The sequence below is a fragment of the Pseudomonas sp. NPDC089534 genome (assembly GCF_044749305.1).
Lineage (GTDB): Bacteria > Pseudomonadota > Gammaproteobacteria > Pseudomonadales > Pseudomonadaceae > Aquipseudomonas > Aquipseudomonas ekonensis.
In genome coordinates, this window is the sequence record NZ_JBIVHR010000007.1 from 25,091 (window position 1) to 44,663 (window position 19,573).

The 19,573-nt window shown below is 65.4% G+C and carries 8 protein-coding genes; 4 read left to right on the top strand and 4 right to left on the bottom strand.

Annotation, left to right across the window (positions count from 1 at the left end; genetic code table 11):
* The first annotated feature begins 51 nt into the window (after window positions 1-51).
* Window positions 52-3,909 (top strand): dermonecrotic toxin domain-containing protein, encoded by a 3,858-nt coding sequence (locus ACIP0B_RS03460; protein ID WP_400829806.1) that lies wholly within the window; start codon window positions 52-54, stop codon window positions 3,907-3,909.
* Window positions 3,910-3,966: 57 nt separating this feature from the next.
* Here the strand turns inward: ACIP0B_RS03460 and ACIP0B_RS03465 are convergent, their stop codons facing one another.
* Window positions 3,967-4,461, bottom strand: a complete 495-nt coding sequence (locus tag ACIP0B_RS03465; RefSeq protein WP_400829808.1) for a DUF934 domain-containing protein — start codon at window positions 4,459-4,461, stop codon at window positions 3,967-3,969.
* Window positions 4,445-6,103, bottom strand: coding sequence for a nitrite/sulfite reductase (locus ACIP0B_RS03470; protein ID WP_400829809.1), 1,659 nt, complete (start codon window positions 6,101-6,103; stop codon window positions 4,445-4,447). The genes ACIP0B_RS03465 and ACIP0B_RS03470 overlap by 17 nt, the downstream gene beginning before the upstream one ends.
* A 523-nt stretch (window positions 6,104-6,626) precedes the next feature.
* Between ACIP0B_RS03470 and ACIP0B_RS03475 the strand changes: the two genes are divergently transcribed.
* Window positions 6,627-7,700: an ABC transporter substrate-binding protein gene (locus ACIP0B_RS03475; RefSeq protein WP_400829811.1), complete on the top strand. Its 1,074-nt coding sequence runs from the start codon at window positions 6,627-6,629 to the stop codon at window positions 7,698-7,700.
* 6 nt (window positions 7,701-7,706) lie between these two features.
* Here the strand turns inward: ACIP0B_RS03475 and ACIP0B_RS03480 are convergent, their stop codons facing one another.
* Window positions 7,707-7,925 carry a DUF2970 domain-containing protein gene (locus tag ACIP0B_RS03480; protein WP_085586170.1) on the bottom strand — a complete coding sequence of 73 codons (219 nt, stop codon included), beginning with the start codon at window positions 7,923-7,925 and terminating at the stop codon, window positions 7,707-7,709.
* Window positions 7,926-8,097: 172 nt separating this feature from the next.
* Here ACIP0B_RS03480 and ACIP0B_RS03485 point away from each other — a divergent pair, with 172 nt between their 5' ends.
* Window positions 8,098-13,230 carry a dermonecrotic toxin domain-containing protein gene (locus tag ACIP0B_RS03485; protein ID WP_400829813.1) on the top strand — a complete coding sequence of 1,711 codons (5,133 nt, stop codon included), beginning with the start codon at window positions 8,098-8,100 and terminating at the stop codon, window positions 13,228-13,230.
* 69 nt (window positions 13,231-13,299) lie between these two features.
* Here ACIP0B_RS03485 and metH read toward each other — a convergent pair whose 3' ends face one another.
* On the bottom strand, window positions 13,300-17,010 hold the full coding sequence (gene metH, locus ACIP0B_RS03490) for a methionine synthase (protein WP_400829815.1): 3,711 nt from the start codon (window positions 17,008-17,010) through the stop codon (window positions 13,300-13,302).
* A gap of 156 nt (window positions 17,011-17,166) precedes the next feature.
* Between metH and ACIP0B_RS03495 the strand changes: the two genes are divergently transcribed.
* Window positions 17,167-19,449 carry a fatty acid cis/trans isomerase gene (locus ACIP0B_RS03495; RefSeq protein WP_400829817.1) on the top strand — a complete coding sequence of 761 codons (2,283 nt, stop codon included), beginning with the start codon at window positions 17,167-17,169 and terminating at the stop codon, window positions 19,447-19,449.
* Window positions 19,450-19,573 lie beyond the last annotated feature (124 nt).

Below are 19,573 nucleotides of genomic sequence, written 5' to 3' on the forward strand. Positions count from 1 at the left end.
GTCGGGTTACGTTGCGGTATCTCCCGCACCGCAAAGGATTGCATTGCGATCATGACCGACAGAAAAGACGAACCCCGTTCCCTGAATCCTTCCGACCCGGACATGCGCTCGGCGCTGGACGCCACGGTGGCGTCAGCGCTTCCCCTGACGCCGCAAGCCTACGGCATTGCCCGGATCCGCTCTCGGTGGGGCGCAGACATCGACCCGCAGACCACCCGCATGGTCACGCTCGACTACGACCGTGACACGGACGTAGGCAAGAACGGCGTGCATCACGGCAAGGTGACGCGCTCGCGCACGCTGATCCGGGCCTTGCTGGACAATTACCAGACGGTGGCGGACGGCGCGTTCGGCGAAGATCTGTTCGGCCTGTACACGCCGCCGGACATCGGCCCGACCATCGTTGTCCAGGACTCAGGCGCAGGTGATACCGCGAACGAGCCGGGTTACCTGCGCAACTATGAAGGCATTTACCGCCAGACGTCGCCTCAGGTCTACGGCCCCTCCACGCAATTGGCGATCCGTGCGGCGGATTTCAAGCGATGGGTCTGGAACCTGGAGCTGCGTTCGCTGTACCGGGCCTATCTGGATGACTTTTGGCCTGCGGACGAGACCCTGCTGTCCGACGCCCCTTATCCCTTGAGAACGGCCGTGAAAGCCGCCTTCATCATGAGTGCGTATCTGCAGCGCGGGGAGCGCAGCCTGACCCCCGAGGGGTTGGCGCTGGCGTTGCGGAGTGCAGGCCTGCCGGCGGATCTGCAATGGAAGGATCTGACCTTTGCCCAATTGCAGGCCGCCACCCGAATGCCGGAGGGCATCGAGTTCGGCCGCTTGGCCATCTACCGTTACACGGCCAAGGACATCGGGTACTTCCTTGACCGGGTCAGCCACCGGGTGCTTCTGCACATTCCCGGCAATTCATCGCCGCTGCACGAATTCAAGGACACCGGCCAGATGGCGCAATGGTTCGCGGCCCAGGGCCGGGCCGAAGGGAGCCGGCGAGCGCTGGCGGCGCACTTCGCCGCGCAGGACATCGAGGACGGCCTGTTCCACGCCGGCGTCCTGACCGCACTGGACGGCATGGGGCTGTATCCGAAGGAACACTGGCTGGGCCGGACGGCCGGGTTCTTCAACAACGATGGCTACTGGAATCCCGACGACTATGTCGAACTGCGGCCGGCCGAGCGGTGCGATCCGTTCGCCCAAGGGGTGCTGACGATGAAACAGGCGGCGCTCGCCGGTGTCGACGGTATCCGCGACGATGCCCAGGTCAATCGCGATGAGCTCAGCGCCGTGGTCGAACCGGTCGTGCAATGGATCAACCGCTACGCGCCGCTGGCCCTGTTTGTGCCCGGCGGCGAGGGCGTGCTGGCGCTGGCGGGGCTGATCGATGCGGGCTATGGCCTCGATGCCGCGGTCAACGGCAGCGACGCGCAGACTCAGTCCGAAGGGCTGACGCGTACCGTGTTCGGTCTGCTCAACGCGTTGCCGATGGCCGGGGAACTCACGGCGCTGAAGAACGAAGCCCGGGCCTTGCGGGCCTCGGAGGAGGGGGCGCCGGCCCTGCTGCCGGCCGGCAAGGTGTCCGGCGGTACGCGGGAGGCGGCAACCGTGCGCCCGGCCGCGCTGCGCGCACTGGGTGAATCCGTCGCGTCCTTCACCGATGAGGCGCTGAGGCAGATTGAGCGGGTCGTCACCTGGGGCAATGAAGAGCGGCAATTGACCGGCGACGGTCGGACGCCGTTTCCTTTGCTGGCGGACGCCATCAACCGGTTCAGGCTTGAGCAGGCGATTGATCCGGCGCTGGATCCCGCCGTTCGCGCGGAGCAGTTCAGCAGACGCTACCTGGCGCTTCAGCGCTCGGAGAACGGATGGGTGCGGTTGTTTCAGGAGCAGTATCCGGGGTTGCCCAAAGAGGCCATCGAACAGCTGTTCGAACGCGCGGACATCGATGCCGGACGTGCTTTCGACCCGAAGCAGGCCCGGCGTGCGCTCAGGACGCTGGACGGCAAGGCCCGTCATTACCAGGCCCATGCCCGTCTGGATCAGGCCTATGCGGGGCTCTACCTGCGCGCCATGAACAATCCGGACACGGACAGGCTCGTGCTGCATACCCTGAGGCACTTGCCGGGCTGGCCGTCGGGGGTGGCCGTCCAGGTGCTGGACAGCTCGATCAGCGGTCGTGTGCTGGAGCGTGCCGGGGCGCCGGGCGCCCAAGACATCCGCCGGTTGATCAAGGTGGGCAGCCGTTATCGGGCCAGCGGCGGGGCGCCGGACGAGGCCGTTGATCTGTTCCGGGCCTTGCCTGCCGCGCTGACGGAGCAGGAGCGGTCGTCGTTGGGCCTGGCATCGTCGGATCCCGCCGGCGCTTTGCGTCTGAAGGTGGGCGAGCATGCGTTGCCCCGCGGCGAACTGCAGCAGGGGCTGCAGCGAACGGACGCGGGCCTGGCGTTCGAGTCCTGGAGCCGGCTGGCGGGGGGCGGGTTTCCCCCAACCCTGGGCGGGCAGGGCTTGACGGTCGAGATGGATCGCCTGCAGGTCAAGGAGCTCTATCCGGAGTTCGACAATGCCCAGGCGGATGCCTGGCTGCACCGGGCCGGCCTGCAGGCGCAGTCGACGCTGGCGGCGTTGCGCCTGGAGCTGGATCAGCTGAACCTCGACCTGAACGGTTGGATCGGACTGTCCGCGACCGATATCGACGAAATGGACATCGACTTCCTGGAGCCGGACGACGCCGAGGCGGCGCAGATGACGCCGGCGCAGTTGGCCGGGCACAACCGCAACCTGCTGGAGGAGGCCATCGCCCAGGAGCGTGCGATGCGCACTGAGCTTGCCCATGAACTGATGGCCATCTGGCAGAAGCGGCCTCCCAGGATCAATCGTGTCGTGGCCGGTGAACAGAGGGAGGTGTATCGCCTCGATCTGGCCTTCGAGGACTATTTCCGCCTGCCGGTCACCCGGATCCGTTTCGAAGACGTGTTCGAACTGTCGATGCGCGGGGTGCACGTGGTCGAGCGGGAGAGCCTGGACGGATTCCTTGAGAGCTTCCCGAACCTGCTCACCTTGAATCTGGAAAGCGCGGACCTGCGTCGCCTGAACGGCAACGGCGCATTGGAGGGGGCGTTGCCGCCTTCGATCCTGAGGATGCGTCATCTGACCCGGCTGAACCTGCGCTCGACCTTCCTGGAACTCGAGGAGTCCACGGCATCGCAGTTCCGGGAGCTGACCCACCTGCAAGAGCTCGACCTGAGCGACAACCCGCTGTCGGAGGCGCCGGTGGTGCTGGGCATGGGTGAACTGCGCGTCCTTAACCTGAGGAACACCGGAATCACCCGCTGCCCCATCGGGATCCCGGAGCAACCCTGCATGACGCTGCTGAACCTGGCCGGCAACCGGATCGAACGGGTGCCCCCGGCGGTGTTCAGCCAGGCCATTTCGCGCGAGCGCGTACTGCTGTGGGGCAACCCCTTGTCTGATGAAGGCACGCTGGAAAGGGTGGTCTCGCATCGCCGGCACACCGGCATCAACCTGTGGCTCAACCCATCGCAGTCGGATGTCAGTGTCCAGTCGTGGTTGCGTGAGGGCGGTGAGGCCTTGAAACAGGCGCGAAGGTCGGCATGGACGCGGGTGGCGGCGAAACCGTCGGGCGGCGCATTGCTGCGAATGGTGAGTGGCTTGAGCCTGACCGCAGATTTTTTGGTGGGTTATGTGGATCTGCAGGCACGCGTATGGACGCTGCTGTTGCAGGCCGATGCCATCGACGAACTGTGGGGGTTCCTGAGCCGATGGCTGGAAGGCGCGTTCGGCGACGCCGAAAACCCGTTTGTGGCGTTCGGTGAGCTGGAGAACCGGGTGCGGTTCTACAGGGACTGGGTGGCGTTGGGGCGGCCGGTGCCGATGAACGGCTGAGCCTTGGGTGTGTCGCTGTCCTGCCCGCCTTGATCAAAGCGGGCAGGACACTGACAGTCAGCGGCGACGGAACAGCGGCAGCGGTTCGTCGGTGGCGGCCTGGTAGGTCACCGAGAAGTCCTTGAGGCTTTCCAGGGCTTCGTACGGATCCTTGTCGGCGCGCAGGGCGTAGGCATCGAATCCGCAGCGGTGCATGTAGAACAGCTGGTCGCGCAACACGTCGCCGATCGCCCGCAGCTCGCCCTTGAAGCCGTAGCGGTCACGCAGCAGGCGGGCATTGGAGTAGTTGCGGCCGTCGGTGAAGGCCGGGAAGTTCAGGGCAATGACCTGGAACTGGTCCACGTCGTCGCCGATCTCCTCGGCTTCTTCGTCGGCGTCCAGCCAGACGCCCAGGCCGCCGTCGCGGGCCTTGAGCGCATGGCCGTGGTCGCGCCACAGGGCCAGCGGCACGATCAGGTCGTCGCAGTTGGAGATGCCGTCGAGGGTCGAATCCTTGGGCAGCAGGTGCCAGGTTTCGTCGATGACCTCGTTGTTCTTAATGATTCGCTGCATAGACGCGTTCCTTGAAGAGGTCGATGCCGATACGCTGGTAGGTGTCGATGAAGCGCTCGTCTTCGGTGCGCTGCTCCACGTAGACGTCGATCAGCTTGGAGATCACGTCGGGCATGTCTTCCTGGGCGAAGGACGGGCCGAGGATCTTGCCCAGGCTGGCGTCGCGGCTGGCGCTGCCGCCGAGGGACACCTGATAGAACTCCTCGCCTTTCTTGTCCACCCCGAGGATGCCGATGTGGCCGACGTGGTGGTGGCCGCAGGCGTTCATGCAGCCGGAGATGTTCAGGTCCAGCTCGCCGATGTCGAACAGGTAGTCCAAGTCGTCGAAGCGGCGTTGGATCGATTCGGCGATCGGGATCGACTTGGCGTTGGCCAGGGAGCAGAAGTCGCCGCCCGGGCAGCAGATGATGTCGGTCAGCAGGCCGATGTTCGGCGTGGCGAACCCTTGCTCGCGCAGCTCGCCCCACAGGGTGAACAGCTGGCTTTGCTCGACGTCGGCCAGAATGATGTTCTGCTCGTGGGAGGTGCGCAGTTGGCCGTAGCTGTAGCGCTCGGCCAGGTCGGCGACGGCGTCGAGTTGCTTGTCGGTGATGTCGCCCGGCGCGACGCCGGTCGGTTTCAGCGACAGGGTGACGGCCACATAGCCCGGCTTCTTGTGGGCCAGGGTGTTGCGGGTGCGCCAGCGGGCGAAGCCCGGGTGTTCCTTGTCGAGCGCGGCCAGTTCGGCGGCCTGGTTGTCCAGGGCCTTGTAGTCCGGATCGACGAAGTGTTTGGCGACGCGGTGCACTTCGGCTTCGGTCAGGGTGGTCTGGCCGCCGCGCAGGTGCTGCATTTCGGCGTCGACCTTCTCGGCGAAGACCTCAGGGGTCAGCGCCTTGACGAGGATCTTGATCCGCGCCTTGTATTTGTTGTCGCGACGGCCGTAGCGGTTGTAGACCCGCAGGATGGCGTCGAGGTAGCTCAGCAGGTCCTGCCACGGCAGGAACTCGTTGATGAACGCCCCGACCACCGGGGTGCGGCCCAGGCCGCCGCCCACCAGCACGCGGAAGCCCAGCTCGCCGGCGGCGTTGTGCACCGGCTCAAGGCCGATGTCGTGGACTTCGATGGCGGCGCGGTCGGAGGTCGAACCGTTGACGGCGATCTTGAACTTGCGCGGCAGGTAGGCGAATTCCGGGTGGAACGTGGTCCACTGACGGACGATCTCGCACCACGGGCGCGGGTCGATCAGTTCGTCGAACGCGACGCCGGCGAACTGGTCGGTGGTGACGTTGCGCAGGCAGTTGCCGCTGGTCTGGATCGCGTGCATCTGCACGGTGGCCAGCTCGGCGAGGATGTCCGGGATGTCTTCCACCGCCGGCCAGTTGAACTGCACGTTCTGCCGGGTGCTGATGTGGGCGTAGCCCTTGTCGTAGTCGCGGGCGATCTTGGCCATCATGCGCACCTGACGCGAGGTCAGCTGGCCGTAGGGCACCGCCACCCGCAGCATCGGGGCGAAACGCTGGATGTACAGGCCGTTCTGCAGGCGCAGCGGCCGGAATTCCTCTTCGCTCAGCTCACCTGCCAGATAGCGTCGGGTCTGATCACGGAACTGCTTGACGCGGTCCTCGATGATCCGCTGATCGTATTCGTCGTATACGTACATATAAGTCCTGTTCTCAGGCTTGGGCCACTCGGAAAACGCTGCTTTTTTCGCTTGCTGGAGACCGAGGGATGCTCTGCAATTCTGCGCGCACGGCCGCGCACTCCCAACGGAGCCGGGGCAATATACCCGTTTGCGTTTATGCGCAAAAGTGATGTTTGAGTATATGTAAAGAACCAAATCGCCTAATGAGAACGGGTATCCGCTAACCCACATTTGTCGTGCGGACAATCATCGTCTTAACTGTGGTCGAGTCTTTCTGCAATCACCGACAAAACCGACAAGAGGCGATGCAATGAGCAACCCAACCAAAGCAAGGAAGAGCGACAGCACCGTCGATGCCTGGGCCATTCTGTTCCTGATCATTCTGGTCGTGGGCACGGCGGTGTTCTGGGTCAGTCATCAATAAACGACCTGTCCGGGCCCGGTTCCGACGATTGTCGGACAAAATGCAGGATCACGCGCCTGTGGCCGGTTGAACGAAGGCTATAATGCGCGGCCATTTTTCCTTGGGCCCGGATGTTTCATGTTGAAGTTTCTCCACCTCAGCCTGCTGCTGTTCGGCGCGCTCTTCGGATCCTGCGCGCGGGCGGAGTCGGTGCTTTTCCTCAATCCGGGCACGGAGCAGGAAGCGTTCTGGGTCAGCTATTCGCAGTTCATGCAGGCCGCCGCCCGGGACCTGGGCATCGACCTTGAGATCGTCTATTCCCAACGCCGTCCCGAAGTGACCCTGGCCCAGGCCCGGCAGGCGCTGCAAGGCCCCGGCCGGCCGGACTACCTGGTGTTCGCCAATGAGCAGTACGTGGCGCCGCAGATTCTGCGCATGGCCTACAACAGCGGCGTGAAACTGTTCATGGTCAATGCCGCGCTGACCCCCAATCAGCAGAGCCTGGTGGGCGAGCGCGCCGACCGGATCGGCAGCCTGGTGCCCAATGACGAGGAGGGCGGCTACCTGATGATGAAGGAGCTGATCCGCCTGCACCCGCCGGCGGCGCCCGGCGAGGACATCGAGCTGCTGGCGTTCTCGGGCCTCAAGATCACGCCGTCGGCGCAGTTGCGTGAGAAGGGCATGCAGCGGGCGCTGGCCGAGCATCCCCAGGTGCGCCTGCGCCAGCTGGTCTACAGCGGCTGGACACGGCAGCGCGCCTACGAACAGGCCAAGCAGCTGCAGGCGCGCTACCCGAAGGTCTCGCTGGTGTGGTCAGCCAACGACGAGATGGCGTTCGGGGCGATGCAGGCCTTTTCCGAAGCGGGCAAGGTGCCGGGCAAGGATGTGCTGTTCAGTGCGGTCAACACGTCGCCGGCGGCCTTGCAGGCGCTGGTCGACGGGCGCTTGAGCGCGTTGCTCGGCGGGCACTTCACCTTGGGCGGCTGGGCGCTGGTGGAACTGCACGATCATGCGCAGGGCGTCGATCTGGATCGGTACGGTGGCCGCGACCGGCAGATTCAATTGATGCAACTGATCGACAAGGGGCATGCCCGGCAGATGCTGGCCATGGGCAATTTCCCTGACTACGGTGTGCAGTTCCGCAAGCTGTCGGCCAAGGGGCGGCCGGCTTCCTACCGTTACCCGTTCAGCCTGCAGACGCTGATGCACTGACGCGAATCAGACACCCGCCAGATGCACCACCAGCTTGACGATGGCGAACAGCGTCAGGGCGAACAGCGCCGTGAACGCAATGCCCAGGATCACGAAATGGCTGGGCTTGCCATGGGTGAAGTCCCTGGCGCGGTTCTTTCCGCTCTGCACCCCGAACGCAGCGGCCATGACGCTGTGCACCATCTGCCAGAAGGTCGGCGGCTTGTTGTCGACTGGATCGTCCATAAATCCCCCGTCTGAATGTTTGCCCATTGAGCATAGCCAATCCTGCCCCCGTTGCCCGGCGCCGCGCGCTGAAAAGCCTTCTAACGTATTCCTCGGCCGTCCGATAACCGGCTACCGCAACGCGGCCGTTGCCGGGTGATGTGCTTGTGCTCCCGTTTTCCGGAGCCGAACCATGTCCAGCCGATCCCCGTCCGACCCGCAGTCCCCCCCGCACCTGCACGTCACTCGCAGCATTCACGCGCCGTTGCTGGAACAGTCCGTGCCCGATTGGCTCATGCAGGCCACCCCGCAGCAGTTTGCGGCGTTGAGGGCCGCCGATGCGCCGCTGCCGACCTGGTACGGCAAGGCCACGAAGCGGGAGCGCCAGGCTTTCGATGACAGCCTGGCCGCCCATTGGCGGGCGCAGAGCCGGCTCGGCAAGGCCATGGCCGGCCTGCTGGACATTCACGATTTCGCCAGGCCGCTGTTGACCAGGCACCTGAAGGACCGGTTCAACGTGGAACTGGATGTCGACAAGACTTTCCTGCGGCTGACCTTGGCGGTCGAGACCGCAGTGCTTTCTGTGGAAAAGGGCTTCTTTGAGGCGTCATGCAGGACATTGCTGCAGGCCGCGTTGCACAACTTCGAGGAGGCCGAGTGCGAACCGGACGCCTTTCACCGGTCGTCGGGCTTCTTTGTCATGCGTCGCAAGGGCCGACGGCGCCGGGTGAAGACGCACCTGACCGTCCGACAGTTCGTTCAGGCGTGTCGAACGCTGGACATCGGCACGCGGTATCGGCAGCACCTCAAGCGCTTTCTGTACCCGGCTCGCCCCGCGGCGCAGCATGCGCTTCGCCAGCAGTTCGCCGCGGCACAGAAAGCCGCGTTGCGCGCAGCGGCCGAGCGGGCCAGGTTGCAGCACGATATCGGGCCCGAGGATCACGCTTTGCTCCTGTGGTTGACCCACGCCGGACCACGCCCCCCGTTGGGCGACAAGAAGGTCTGGCTGTTCGATCTGACCCTGATGAGGCTGCGGTTGGCCGGGTGCATGGTCTTCGCGGTCGGCGAACCGGACGAGCCGATCGATGAGTTGTTGGTTTACATCCCCGACGACCCCCGGCATCCCTTGAAGCGGCTCAATTTCTGGGAGATGGGCGGCGCGCTGAAACAACGCTTCACCGAGCATGCGCCGGCCGATGGATCCCCTTCGGCCTATCAGGCGTTTTTCAGCCGGTTCGTGCCGTATGCCGAACGTGCGCATTACTTCAGCCAGTTCAGGAAGGATGCGCCGGACACGGGAGCCGGAAACCTGTGGGCCGCGATCGGCGACTTCACCGACTCGTCCTTGCGCAGTCTGCTGTTCACGCGTGTGCCGCCTGCGCCGGCCGTGGCGCAAGTGCCTGAAGACGACCCCTTTCTCGCGGTGAACATCCGTCATCCGGAGCAACCGACTTCGCAGAGCGGCGGATTCTGGGGTTACCTGTTCGAGCGCCACCGCAGGCAAGCGATCGAAGACGCACGCAGCTATGCGGTGCCGACGGCCGATGTTGACGCCAGGGCGCGGGAGGAGCGCTTCGCCGGACTGTTCGGCATCGGCATGCTGGCGCTCAACGCGGTCTCGATGTTCGTGCCGGTGCTGGGCGAGGTGATGATGGGGGTGATGGCTTGCCAACTGCTGGAGGCGTCCATCGAAGGCGTCGTTGAATGGGGCGAAGGCGACCGTAAGGCGGCCAAGGCACACTTGCTGGATGTCGGGCAGAACCTGTTGCTGGCCGGGGCCTTCGCCGTTGCCGGCAAAGCGCTGTCCGGGCTGGCGAGGGTGGCGCCGGAACCGGTGATCGAAAACCTGCACCCGGTCACGCTGCCCAATGGCGACCGGCGCCTGATCAGGGCCGGCCTCGATGGCTACGAGGCCCCTGTCGAGATCCGGGGCACGCCCGATGACCAAGGGCGCTACGCGCTCGACGGCAAGGCATATGTCCGCATCGACGGCAAAGCCTACGAACAGTTCTACGATCGCGCCATCAGGCGCTGGCGGATCAGGCATCCCCGCGAGCCGCAGGCCTGGCAGCCGGTGCTGACCCACAACGGCGCCGGTGCCTGGCGTCATGCATTGGAAAACCCGCTGGCCTGGGATCGGCGCACGCTGTTGCGGCGTGTGGGGCACATCGGCGATGCCTATTCGGATGAGCAGTTGCTCAGGATCGCCGACATCGGCGGCGTCAGCGACGACGCCTTGCGCAAGATGCACTTGGACAAACTGCCGCCGGTGGCGGAACTGGCCGACGCGATACGCCTGTTTGACGTCGACCGTGAGGTGACGCAGGTGATCGATCAGGTACACAACGGGCACAGCATCGATGAACGTTACCTGCATGCGTTGAGTCTGCTGACCCGGTCGCCGCACTGGCCCGCCGGCAGAAAGCTCGAGGTGTTCGCCGACCCGCGCCGGACAGGCATTCCCGTCGTCTACGGCGGTGAGCGTGCACCGTCTGCCGAGCCGGCGAAGGGGCCGATCCGGGTGAGCCTCCAGAACATCCTGGCCGGTGAATTGCCCATGCGCATCCTTGCGGAGCTGGATGAGGCCGAGATCGCCGGACTGTTGGGGGACGAAGCCGCGCAGAAACGGGTCTGGCGTCCCCAGACGTTGCGCGACGGGTTGGCCGCCCATCTCCGGGCCCGTCGGGTCGAACTGTTCGAGCGCATTGACCGCAGCGGCGCCTCGGCGGATCCCGAGGTCGAGGCGTTGCGGCGGGCCTGGCCGAGGCTCCGTGATGCCGCTGCGCAGGAAGTGCTCGCGGACGCCGACAGCGATGCCTTCGCCGGCTTCAGGGCGACCGGCCAGGTGCGGGGCAAGATGCTGGCGCAAACGCGTTGGCATGCGCGGCGTGGGCGCCTGACCAGGGCGCTGTCCGGGCTGCACATGGACAATATGATGACCACGGATGCCCGGCGGCTGGCCTTGCACGCGTTGGCGCGGTTGCCGGGTTGGCCCGTTGACCTGCGGCTGGAGATCCATGAAGGGCAGTTCGCAGGACGGCTGGTCGATGGCCTCGGCAGCGAATCGGCCGTCCTGCGCAGCCATGTGGTGAAAAGAGGCCCGGTGTACCTGGCGCTCGATGGGCAAGGCCGAAGCCTGTCTCAACCCTTCGATTCGTCCGGCGATTTTTTCGCGGCTGTCGCGCAGGCCTTGCCGGTGCAGGTTCGCCAGGCCCTGGGCCTGTCCGTTGCGCAGCAGGGCGCGGAACTGCGGCGCGCCATCGGCAACTACGCCGTCGGGCACATCGATGAGTGCGTGCAGGTGTTGGCGACGCGTGGCGCGACACGCCGCCGGTTCAGGCCGGCGCAGAGAGTCGGTCGGTATCGTGTGGGTTATCCCGCCAGCGGCGAAGGGGCGCTCGGCAATGCCGGCCTGAACGCCAGGTTGCTCGGGCAACTGCTTTGCCTTTATCCGGACATGACGATCGCAGAGGCCAATGGCGCCCTGCTCGAAAGGCTCAGGGCAGGGCTGGACGACGCCCGGATTCAGCGTTGGCTTGAAGGCCTTTGGGAGGAATGGACCGGGCTGGAAAGGGATCTGGAGGCGTGGGCCGGCCTGCGCGAGGACCACCCGATACGTCATCGCATGGCCAAGGACCTGGAGCGAAGCTGGCGCTCGACGCCTTTTGTCAAAGAGAGCCCGGCCTTTGGCCGGCTCGATCTGCTCAGTGACGGAACGCTGCCGGCATTGTCGACCGCGTTCACTCATGTGACCGAGCTGCGGTTGCGCGCCGTTACGGCCGCCGACCCCGCCATTCAACGGTTCCTGCGCCAGTTCCCGGCGCTGGAAAGCCTGGAATTGCCTGGGGCCCAGCTGCTTCGCCTGGATGTCTCCGCCATGCCGCGCCTGCGGCGCCTGATGCTCAACGGCTCGCGCCTGCTCCAGGCTTGGCCGCAGGGGGCCGAGGGGCTGCGCCATCTGAGTTGGGTAGACCTGCGCGATACCGCCATCGGCGAGCTGCCTGCGCAAGTGCTGGCGCGCGATGACCTGCTGCTCAACACCAACCTGAGCGGAGCGGCGCTGTCCGCGCAGGGACGGATGCAACTGCAAGGGGCGCACGAACGCTGCGAACTCGCACTCGGCCTGCCCCGCGGCGTGCTCAAGAGGTTCTTTCTGGAACCCGTTCCCGAACCGGATGCGCGCCCCTTCGAAAACGGCACGTTGCTCGCCGGCAGGCTGCTGCCGTGGCCGGCTCCGTTGCCGGCCGGCGAGGGTGAACCGTCCTTTGTCGCACGCCTGCGCAGGATCGACGCCGCCTTGAGCGAGGATGAGGCGGCGGTGCGGGTACAGGGACTGCGTGCCGGCGCTACGGACGAACAGGTCGGTCTGGTTCTCAATGAATGGGAGCTGCACTTCGAATCGCTGACGCGTGAACTCAACGGCTGGATCTTTTCCCGGCGCACCGGCAGTGCGTTGCAGCACGGGCGATGGACCTCGTCGCAGGGGCGCGCAGAGGCCGCCAAGGCGATCATCGCGTGCTGGACGGAGGGACTGGCCGGCGTCGGGGCTGAGGGAGGCCCACGTCTGGATCTCTCACCTTTTCGCGGGCTGGGGGTGCTGCCCCGGCTGCCTGCCGGTTTCGCCCACGTCCGGAGCCTGCATTTGCGCGAGCTCGGCCTGAACGAAGCGGATCTGCAAGGGTTCCTTGCGCCGTTCAGCGGACTGCGCTCGCTGGAGCTGGGCCTCAATGAGCTGCGGCGCTTGCCGACGGCCGTCGCCGCAATGACGGCGCTGGAGTCGCTGGGGTTGTCCGGCAATCGTCTCGACGATCTCCAGGGCGTCATCCAGGATCTGGGGGCTGCGCACCGGCTGACCACGCTCACATTGAGCTATAACCGACTCCGGTCCGTCGACGGCGACGTCCTGCAGGCTTTGCGGAGGCTGGAACAACTGGACCTGAGCTACAACCAGCTGAGGCGTTTCGACGGCTCGCTTCCTGAGTCGCTGAGCAGCTTGCGGCTCAACGGCAACGACCTGCGGCAATGGCCCGACAGCGTTTTGGCTGCACCGCGTCTGGAGGCGTTGAGTCTGGTCGGAAACCCCATCAGGGAGATTCCCGCCAAGGCATTCGACGGCAGCCATGACCGCTTGCTGGCAGGGACACGAATCTACGGAGCCGTGCGCACGCTGTCGACCGAGAGCCTGCTGCGCATTCGGGCTTACATGGAAAGGACCGGTGCCTCCAGCGCGCTCGGGATGTCCCGTGAGCGGCTGGAAGACTGGATCGAGGATCAGGAGGGAACGTCAGACGAGTCGTCCGGCGACAGTTCCGGCCTGGAGGAATGAAGGCGGGCGGGGCGGAACCGGGCAGGGCGGCCCTTGTGCCGTGTGCGGGCACAAGGGCCGACGCGGGCCTCAGTCGTCGTAGCCCAGGTTCGGCGCCAGCCAGCGTTCGGTGACGCTCAGTTCCTGGCCCTTGCGCGAGGTGTAGCTCTGCACCTGGTCCTTGTCGACCTTGCCCACGGCGAAGTACTGCGCCTGCGGGTGGGCGAAGTACCAGCCGCTGACCGCCGCCGCCGGGAACATCGCGTAGTGCTCGGTGAGGAACACGCCGCTGCGGCCGGCACGCATCTCGCTGGACTCGGGGTCGAGCAGGGCGAACAGCGTGGCTTTCTCGGTGTGGTCCGGGCAGGCCGGGTAGCCCGGCGCCGGACGGATGCCGGAGTACTGCTCCTTGATCAGCGCTTCGTTGTCCAGGGCTTCGTCCTTGGCGTAGCCCCAGTGCTCCTTGCGCACCTGTTCGTGGAGCCACTCGGCGCAGGCCTCGGCCAGGCGGTCGGCCAGGGCCTTGACCATGATCGAGTTGTAGTCGTCGCCGGCGTCCTGGTAGGCCTTGGCCACTTCCTCGGCGCCGATGCCGGCGGTGGTGATGAAGCCGCCCACGTAGTCGGTGACTTCGCTGTCCTTCGGCGCGACGAAGTCGGCCAGGGAGAAGTTCGGCTTGCCGTCGGTCTTGATGGTCTGCTGACGCAGGTGGTGCAGGCGGGCCAGCGGCTTGCCGTCGTCGCCGTACAGTTCGATGTCGTCGTCATGCACCTGGTTGGCCGGCCAGAAGCCGAACACCGCGCGGGCGCTGATCAGCTTCTCGTCGATCAGTTTGCTCAGCATCTCCCGGGCGTCCTTGTACAGCACGGTGGCGGCTTCGCCGACCACTTCGTCCTCGAGGATGCGCGGGAACTTGCCGGCCAGGTCCCAGGAGATGAAGAACGGCGTCCAGTCGATGTACTCGGCCAGCACGTTCAGGTCGATGTCGTCCAGCACCCGGGTGCCGGTGAAGGTCGGCTTGACCGGCGCGTAGGCGGCCCAGTCGAACTGCGGCTTCTTGGCGATGGCCGCCGCGTAGCTCAGGCGTTCGGTGCGGGCGCTGCGGTTGGCGGTGCGCTCGCGCACGTCGACGTATTCGGCGCGGGTCTTCTCGACGAAACCGGCCTTCAGCTCCTTGGACAGCAGTTGGGTCGCGACGCCCACCGCGCGGGAGGCGTCGGTGACGTAGACCACCGCATCGTTGCTGTACTTGGGCTCGATCTTCACGGCGGTGTGCGCCTTGGACGTGGTCGCGCCACCGATCATCAGCGGCAGGTGGAAGTCCTGGCGCTGCATCTCGCGGGCCACGTGCACCATTTCGTCCAGCGACGGGGTGATCAGGCCGGACAGGCCGATGATGTCGCACTTCTCGTCGCGGGCCACCTGGAGGATCTTCTCCGCCGGCACCATCACGCCCAGGTCGACGATGTCGTAACCGTTGCAGCCCAGCACCACGCCGACGATGTTCTTGCCGATGTCATGGACGTCGCCTTTCACGGTGGCCATCAGGATCTTGCCCTTGGCCTCCGGCTTGTCGCCTTTTTCCAGTTCGATGAACGGGATCAGGTGGGCCACGGCCTGTTTCATCACGCGGGCGGACTTCACCACCTGCGGCAGGAACATTTTGCCGGCGCCGAACAGGTCGCCGACGATGTTCATGCCCGCCATCAACGGGCCTTCGATGACTTCGATCGGGCGGGCGAACGACAGGCGCGACTCTTCGGTGTCTTCGACGATGTGGGTGGTGATGCCCTTGACCAGCGCATGCTCCAGACGCTTGTTGACGTCCCAGCTGCGCCACTCTTCGGTTTCGGCTTCCTTGACGCTGCCGTCGCCCTTGAACTTGTCGGCGATGGCGAGGAGGGCGTCGGTGGCGTCCCCGTTGCGGTTGAGGATCACGTCCTCGACGGCGTCGCGCAGCTCCTGCGGGATCTGGTCGTAGATCTCCAGCTGGCCGGCGTTGACGATGCCCATGGTGAGGCCGGCGCGGATCGCGTACAGCAGGAACACCGAGTGGATGGCTTCGCGCACCGGGTTGTTGCCGCGGAACGAGAACGACACGTTGGACACGCCGCCGGAGCTCAGGGCGTACGGCAGCTCATCGCGGATGTAGGCGCAGGCGTTGATGAAATCGACGGCGTAGTTGTTGTGCTCTTCGATGCCGGTGGCGACGGCGAAGATGTTCGGGTCGAAGATGATGTCTTCCGGCGGGAAGCCGACTTCGTTGACCAGGATGTCGTAGGAGCGCTTGCAGATTTCCTTCTTGCGCGCCTCGGTGTCCGCCTGGCCGACCTCGTCGAACGCCATCACCACCACGGCGGCGCCGTAGCGCTTGCACAGCTTGGCGTGGTGGATGAACTGCTCGACGCCTTCTTTCATGCTGATCGAGTTGACGATGCCCTTGCCCTGGATGCACTTGAGGCCGGCTTCGATCACGTCCCACTTGGAGGAGTCGATCATGATCGGGACGCGGGAGATGTCCGGCTCGCCGGCGATCAGATTGAGGAAGGTCACCATGGCCTTCTTCGAATCGAGCATGCCCTCGTCCATGTTGATGTCGATCACCTGGGCGCCGGCCTCGACCTGCTGCAGGGCGACTTCCAGGGCCTCGGTGTAGTTGTCCTCGCGGATCAGGCGGGCGAACTTGGCGGAGCCGGTGATGTTGGTGCGCTCGCCCACGTTGACGAACAGCGAGCTGCGGTCGATGGTGAACGGCTCCAGGCCCGACAGGCGGCAGGCCTTGGGGATGTCCGGGATCTGCCGCGGCGCGTAGCCGGCCACGGCCTTGGCGATGGCTTCGATGTGCCCCGGCGTGGTGCCGCAGCAGCCGCCGACGATGTTGAGGAAGCCGCTCTGGGCGAATTCTTCGATGACTTTGGCGGTGTCCGCCGGCAGCTCGTCGTACTCGCCGAATTCGTTCGGCAGGCCGGCGTTCGGGTGCGCCGAGACGTGGGTGCTGGCCTTGTCCGACAGCTCTTCCAGGTACGGGCGCAGCTCGCGGGCGCCGAGGGCGCAGTTCAGGCCGACGGAAATCGGCTTGGCGTGGGCCACGGAGTTCCAGAACGCTTCGGTGGTCTGGCCCGACAGGGTGCGGCCGGAGGCGTCGGTGATGGTGCCGGAGATCATGATCGGCAATTCGAGGTTCAGCTCCTCGAACACCCCTTGCACGGCGAAGATCGCGGCCTTGGCGTTGAGGGTGTCGAAGATGGTCTCGATCAGGATCAGGTCGGCGCCGCCCTCGATCAGGCCTTTGGTGGCCTCGGTGTAGTTCTCCACCAGCTCGTCGAAGGTGACGTTGCGGTAGCCGGGGTTGTTCACGTCGGGCGACAGCGAGCAGGTGCGGCTGGTCGGGCCGAGGACGCCGGCGACGAAGCGCGGCTTGTCCGGGTTCTCCAGGGTTTTCGCGTCGGCCACCTTGCGGGCCAGGCGGGCGCCTTCTACGTTGAGTTCGTAGACCAGCTCTTCCATGCCGTAGTCGGCCATGGAGATCCGGGTGGCGTTGAAGGTGTTGGTCTCCAGGATGTCGGCGCCGGCGTCCAGGTAGGCCTTTTCGATGCCGCCGATCACGTCCGGACGGGTCAGCACCAGCAGGTCGTTGTTGCCCTTGACGTCGCTCGGCCAGTCGGCGAAGCGCTTGCCGCGGTAATCCTGCTCCTCGAGCTTGTAGCTCTGGATCATCGTGCCCATGCCGCCGTCAAGTATCAGGATGCGCTCTTTGAGTGCTTGCTTGAGGGCCTGGAGGCGGACGCTGCGATCGGACATTGGGACTACTCGAAAAGACCATGACGAAGGGCCGGAATCATAACAAACCTGCGCGGATTTAGAGCATGCGGCGCATTTGCATGAATATCGCTCATGTTGGAGCGGGCGTGCCGGCGGTAGAATCGCGCGGTTTTCTACAGGATCGGGATCAGGGACATGTCGTACCGCGTCATCAGCATCGTGTTGCTGTTTTTGAGCTTTGGCGCGGCGGCGCAGGGGACGGCCATTTCCTACACCCGCGACATCCAGCCGATCTTCACCGAGAAGTGCGTGGCCTGCCACGCCTGCTACGACTCCGCCTGCCAGCTGAACCTGGGCAGCGGCGAGGGCGCGGCCCGCGGCGCCAGCAAGATGCCGGTCTACGACGGCGAACGCACCCAGGCCGCGCCGACCACACGGCTGTTCTATGACGCCTTCGGCAAACGGCAATGGCAGGAGAAGGGCTTCTATTCGGTGCTCGACGCCCAGGGCAGCCAGGCCGCGCTGATGGCGCGCATGCTGGAGCTGGGCCACAGGACGCCCCTGCAACCCAACGCCAAACTCCCTGAAGACATCGTGCTCGGCCTGCAGCGCGAGAACCTATGCGCCATGCCGGCCGAGTTCGACGGCTATGCCGCCAGCCATCCGAAGGAAGGCATGCCGCTGGCCGTGACCGGCCTGACCCAGCAGCAGTACCAGACCCTGCAGCGCTGGCTGGCGTCCGGCGCGCCCATCGACGAGCAAGGGCTGGCGCCGAGCGCCAAGGAGGCGATGCAGATCGTGCAGTGGGAAAACCTGCTCAACACCCCCGGCGCCCGGCAGAGCCTGGTGGGACGCTGGTTGTTCGAACACTGGTTCCTGGCGCACATCTACTTCAAGGACGGCGAGCCGGGGCATTTCTTCCAGTGGGTGCGTTCGCGCACGCCGACCGGCCAGCCGATCGACCTGATCAACACCCGCCGCCCCAACGACGATCCGGGCACCCAGGTGTACTACCGCCTGTGGCCGGTGCAGGGGGTGATCGTGCACAAGACCCACATCACCTATCCGCTGAGCGCGGCCAAGCTGGCCCGGGTCAAGAGCCTGTTCTACAACGGCAAGTGGCAGGTGCACGCCTTGCCGGGCTACGGGCCCCAGAGCCGGGCCAACCCGTTCGCCACCTTCGAGGCGATCCCGGCCCAGGCGCGCTACCAGTTCATGCTCGACAACGCCGAATACTTCGTGCGCACCTTCATCCGCGGGCCGGTGTGCCGCGGGCAGATCGCGACCGACGTGATCCGCGACAACTTCTGGGCGCTGTTCCAGGCCCCGGAGCACGACCTGTACATCACCGACCCGAACTACCGCGGCCAGGCCACGCCGCTACTGGCGATGCCGGGGCAGAACGACGACGTCGGCAGCGTGCTGAGCCTGTGGCACGACTACCGCAACAAGCGCAACCAGTACGAAGCCCTGCGCCGCGACAGCTACGCCGAGCTGCCCGCACCGAGCTGGTCGACGCTGTGGGCCGGCAACGACAACGCGCTGCTGAGCATTTTCCGCCACTTCGACAGCGCCTCGGTCACCAAGGGCCTGATCGGCGAGGTGCCGCAGACGATGTGGCTGTTCGACTTCCCGCTGCTGGAGCGCACCTATTACCAGTTGGCGGTCAACTTCGATGTGTTCGGCAACGTCTCCCACCAGGCGCAGACGCGCCTGTACTTCGATTTGATCCGCAACGGCGCCGAGCAGAACTTCCTGCGCCTGATGCCCGCCGACTCCCGTGAAGGCTATCTGGACGATTGGTATCAGAGCAGCGGCCAGTTCAAGATGTGGCTCGACTACGAGGCCATCGACGACGACAAGCCGACCGCGCTGAAGCTCGACGCCAAGGACCCGAAACGCGATTTCGCCCGGCAGTTGCTGGCCCGCTACGGCGAACTGAATGCGCGGCCCGACCCGATCAACCGTTGCGAGGACGCCTATTGCTCGCGGCCGAACATCGACCCGGCCCTGCAGAACGCCGAGCAGGCCCTGAGCCGCCTGGCGTCGCGCCCGGCCGCCGGGCTCAAGGTGATCGACCAGTTGCCGGAGGCGACCCTGCTGCGCGTCGAGACCGCCAGCGGCAAGCGCGAGGTCTACAGCCTGCTGCGCAACCGCGCCCACAGCAACGTGGCGTTCCTGCTCGGCGAGTCGCTGCGCTACCAGCCGGGGCTCGACACGCTGACGATCTATCCGGGCGTGCTCACCAGCTATCCGAACTTCATGTTCAATCTTCCGGCGGATCAGGTGTCGGCGTTCGTCGATGCGATGGAAAACGCGAAGGATCAGGAACAGTTCGAGAACATCGTTGAACGCTGGGGCATCCGCCGCAGCCATCCGCAATTCTGGTTCTATTTCCACGACCTGAGCCGTTACATCCACGACACCGATCCGGTGGAAGAGGGCGTGCTGGACATGAACCGCTACGAGAACCTCTGAACCGGCTGTGCCGCAACCCGAACGGTGGGGGCCAGCCTGCTGGCGATGACGCCGGTGGCGGCTCCTGCAGGGTGAGGGCGGCCCCCCGGCGATTTGCGAACTATTCCTACGTAAATACTAGGAC

Bases quoted from the DNA above. Each gene is read 5' to 3' on its own strand.
- ACIP0B_RS03470 (WP_400829809.1), bottom strand. From the start codon at position 6,103: ATGTACGTATACGACGAATACGATCAGCGGATCATCGAGGACCGCGTC.
- ACIP0B_RS03480 (WP_085586170.1), bottom strand. From the start codon at position 7,925: ATGGACGATCCAGTCGACAACAAGCCGCCGACCTTCTGGCAGATGGTG.
- ACIP0B_RS03485 (WP_400829813.1), top strand. From the start codon at position 8,098: ATGTCCAGCCGATCCCCGTCCGACCCGCAGTCCCCCCCGCACCTGCAC.
- metH (WP_400829815.1), bottom strand. From the start codon at position 17,010: ATGTCCGATCGCAGCGTCCGCCTCCAGGCCCTCAAGCAAGCACTCAAA.
- ACIP0B_RS03460 (WP_400829806.1), top strand. From the start codon at position 52: ATGACCGACAGAAAAGACGAACCCCGTTCCCTGAATCCTTCCGACCCG.
- ACIP0B_RS03495 (WP_400829817.1), top strand. From the start codon at position 17,167: ATGTCGTACCGCGTCATCAGCATCGTGTTGCTGTTTTTGAGCTTTGGC.
- ACIP0B_RS03465 (WP_400829808.1), bottom strand. From the start codon at position 4,461: ATGCAGCGAATCATTAAGAACAACGAGGTCATCGACGAAACCTGGCAC.
- ACIP0B_RS03475 (WP_400829811.1), top strand. From the start codon at position 6,627: ATGTTGAAGTTTCTCCACCTCAGCCTGCTGCTGTTCGGCGCGCTCTTC.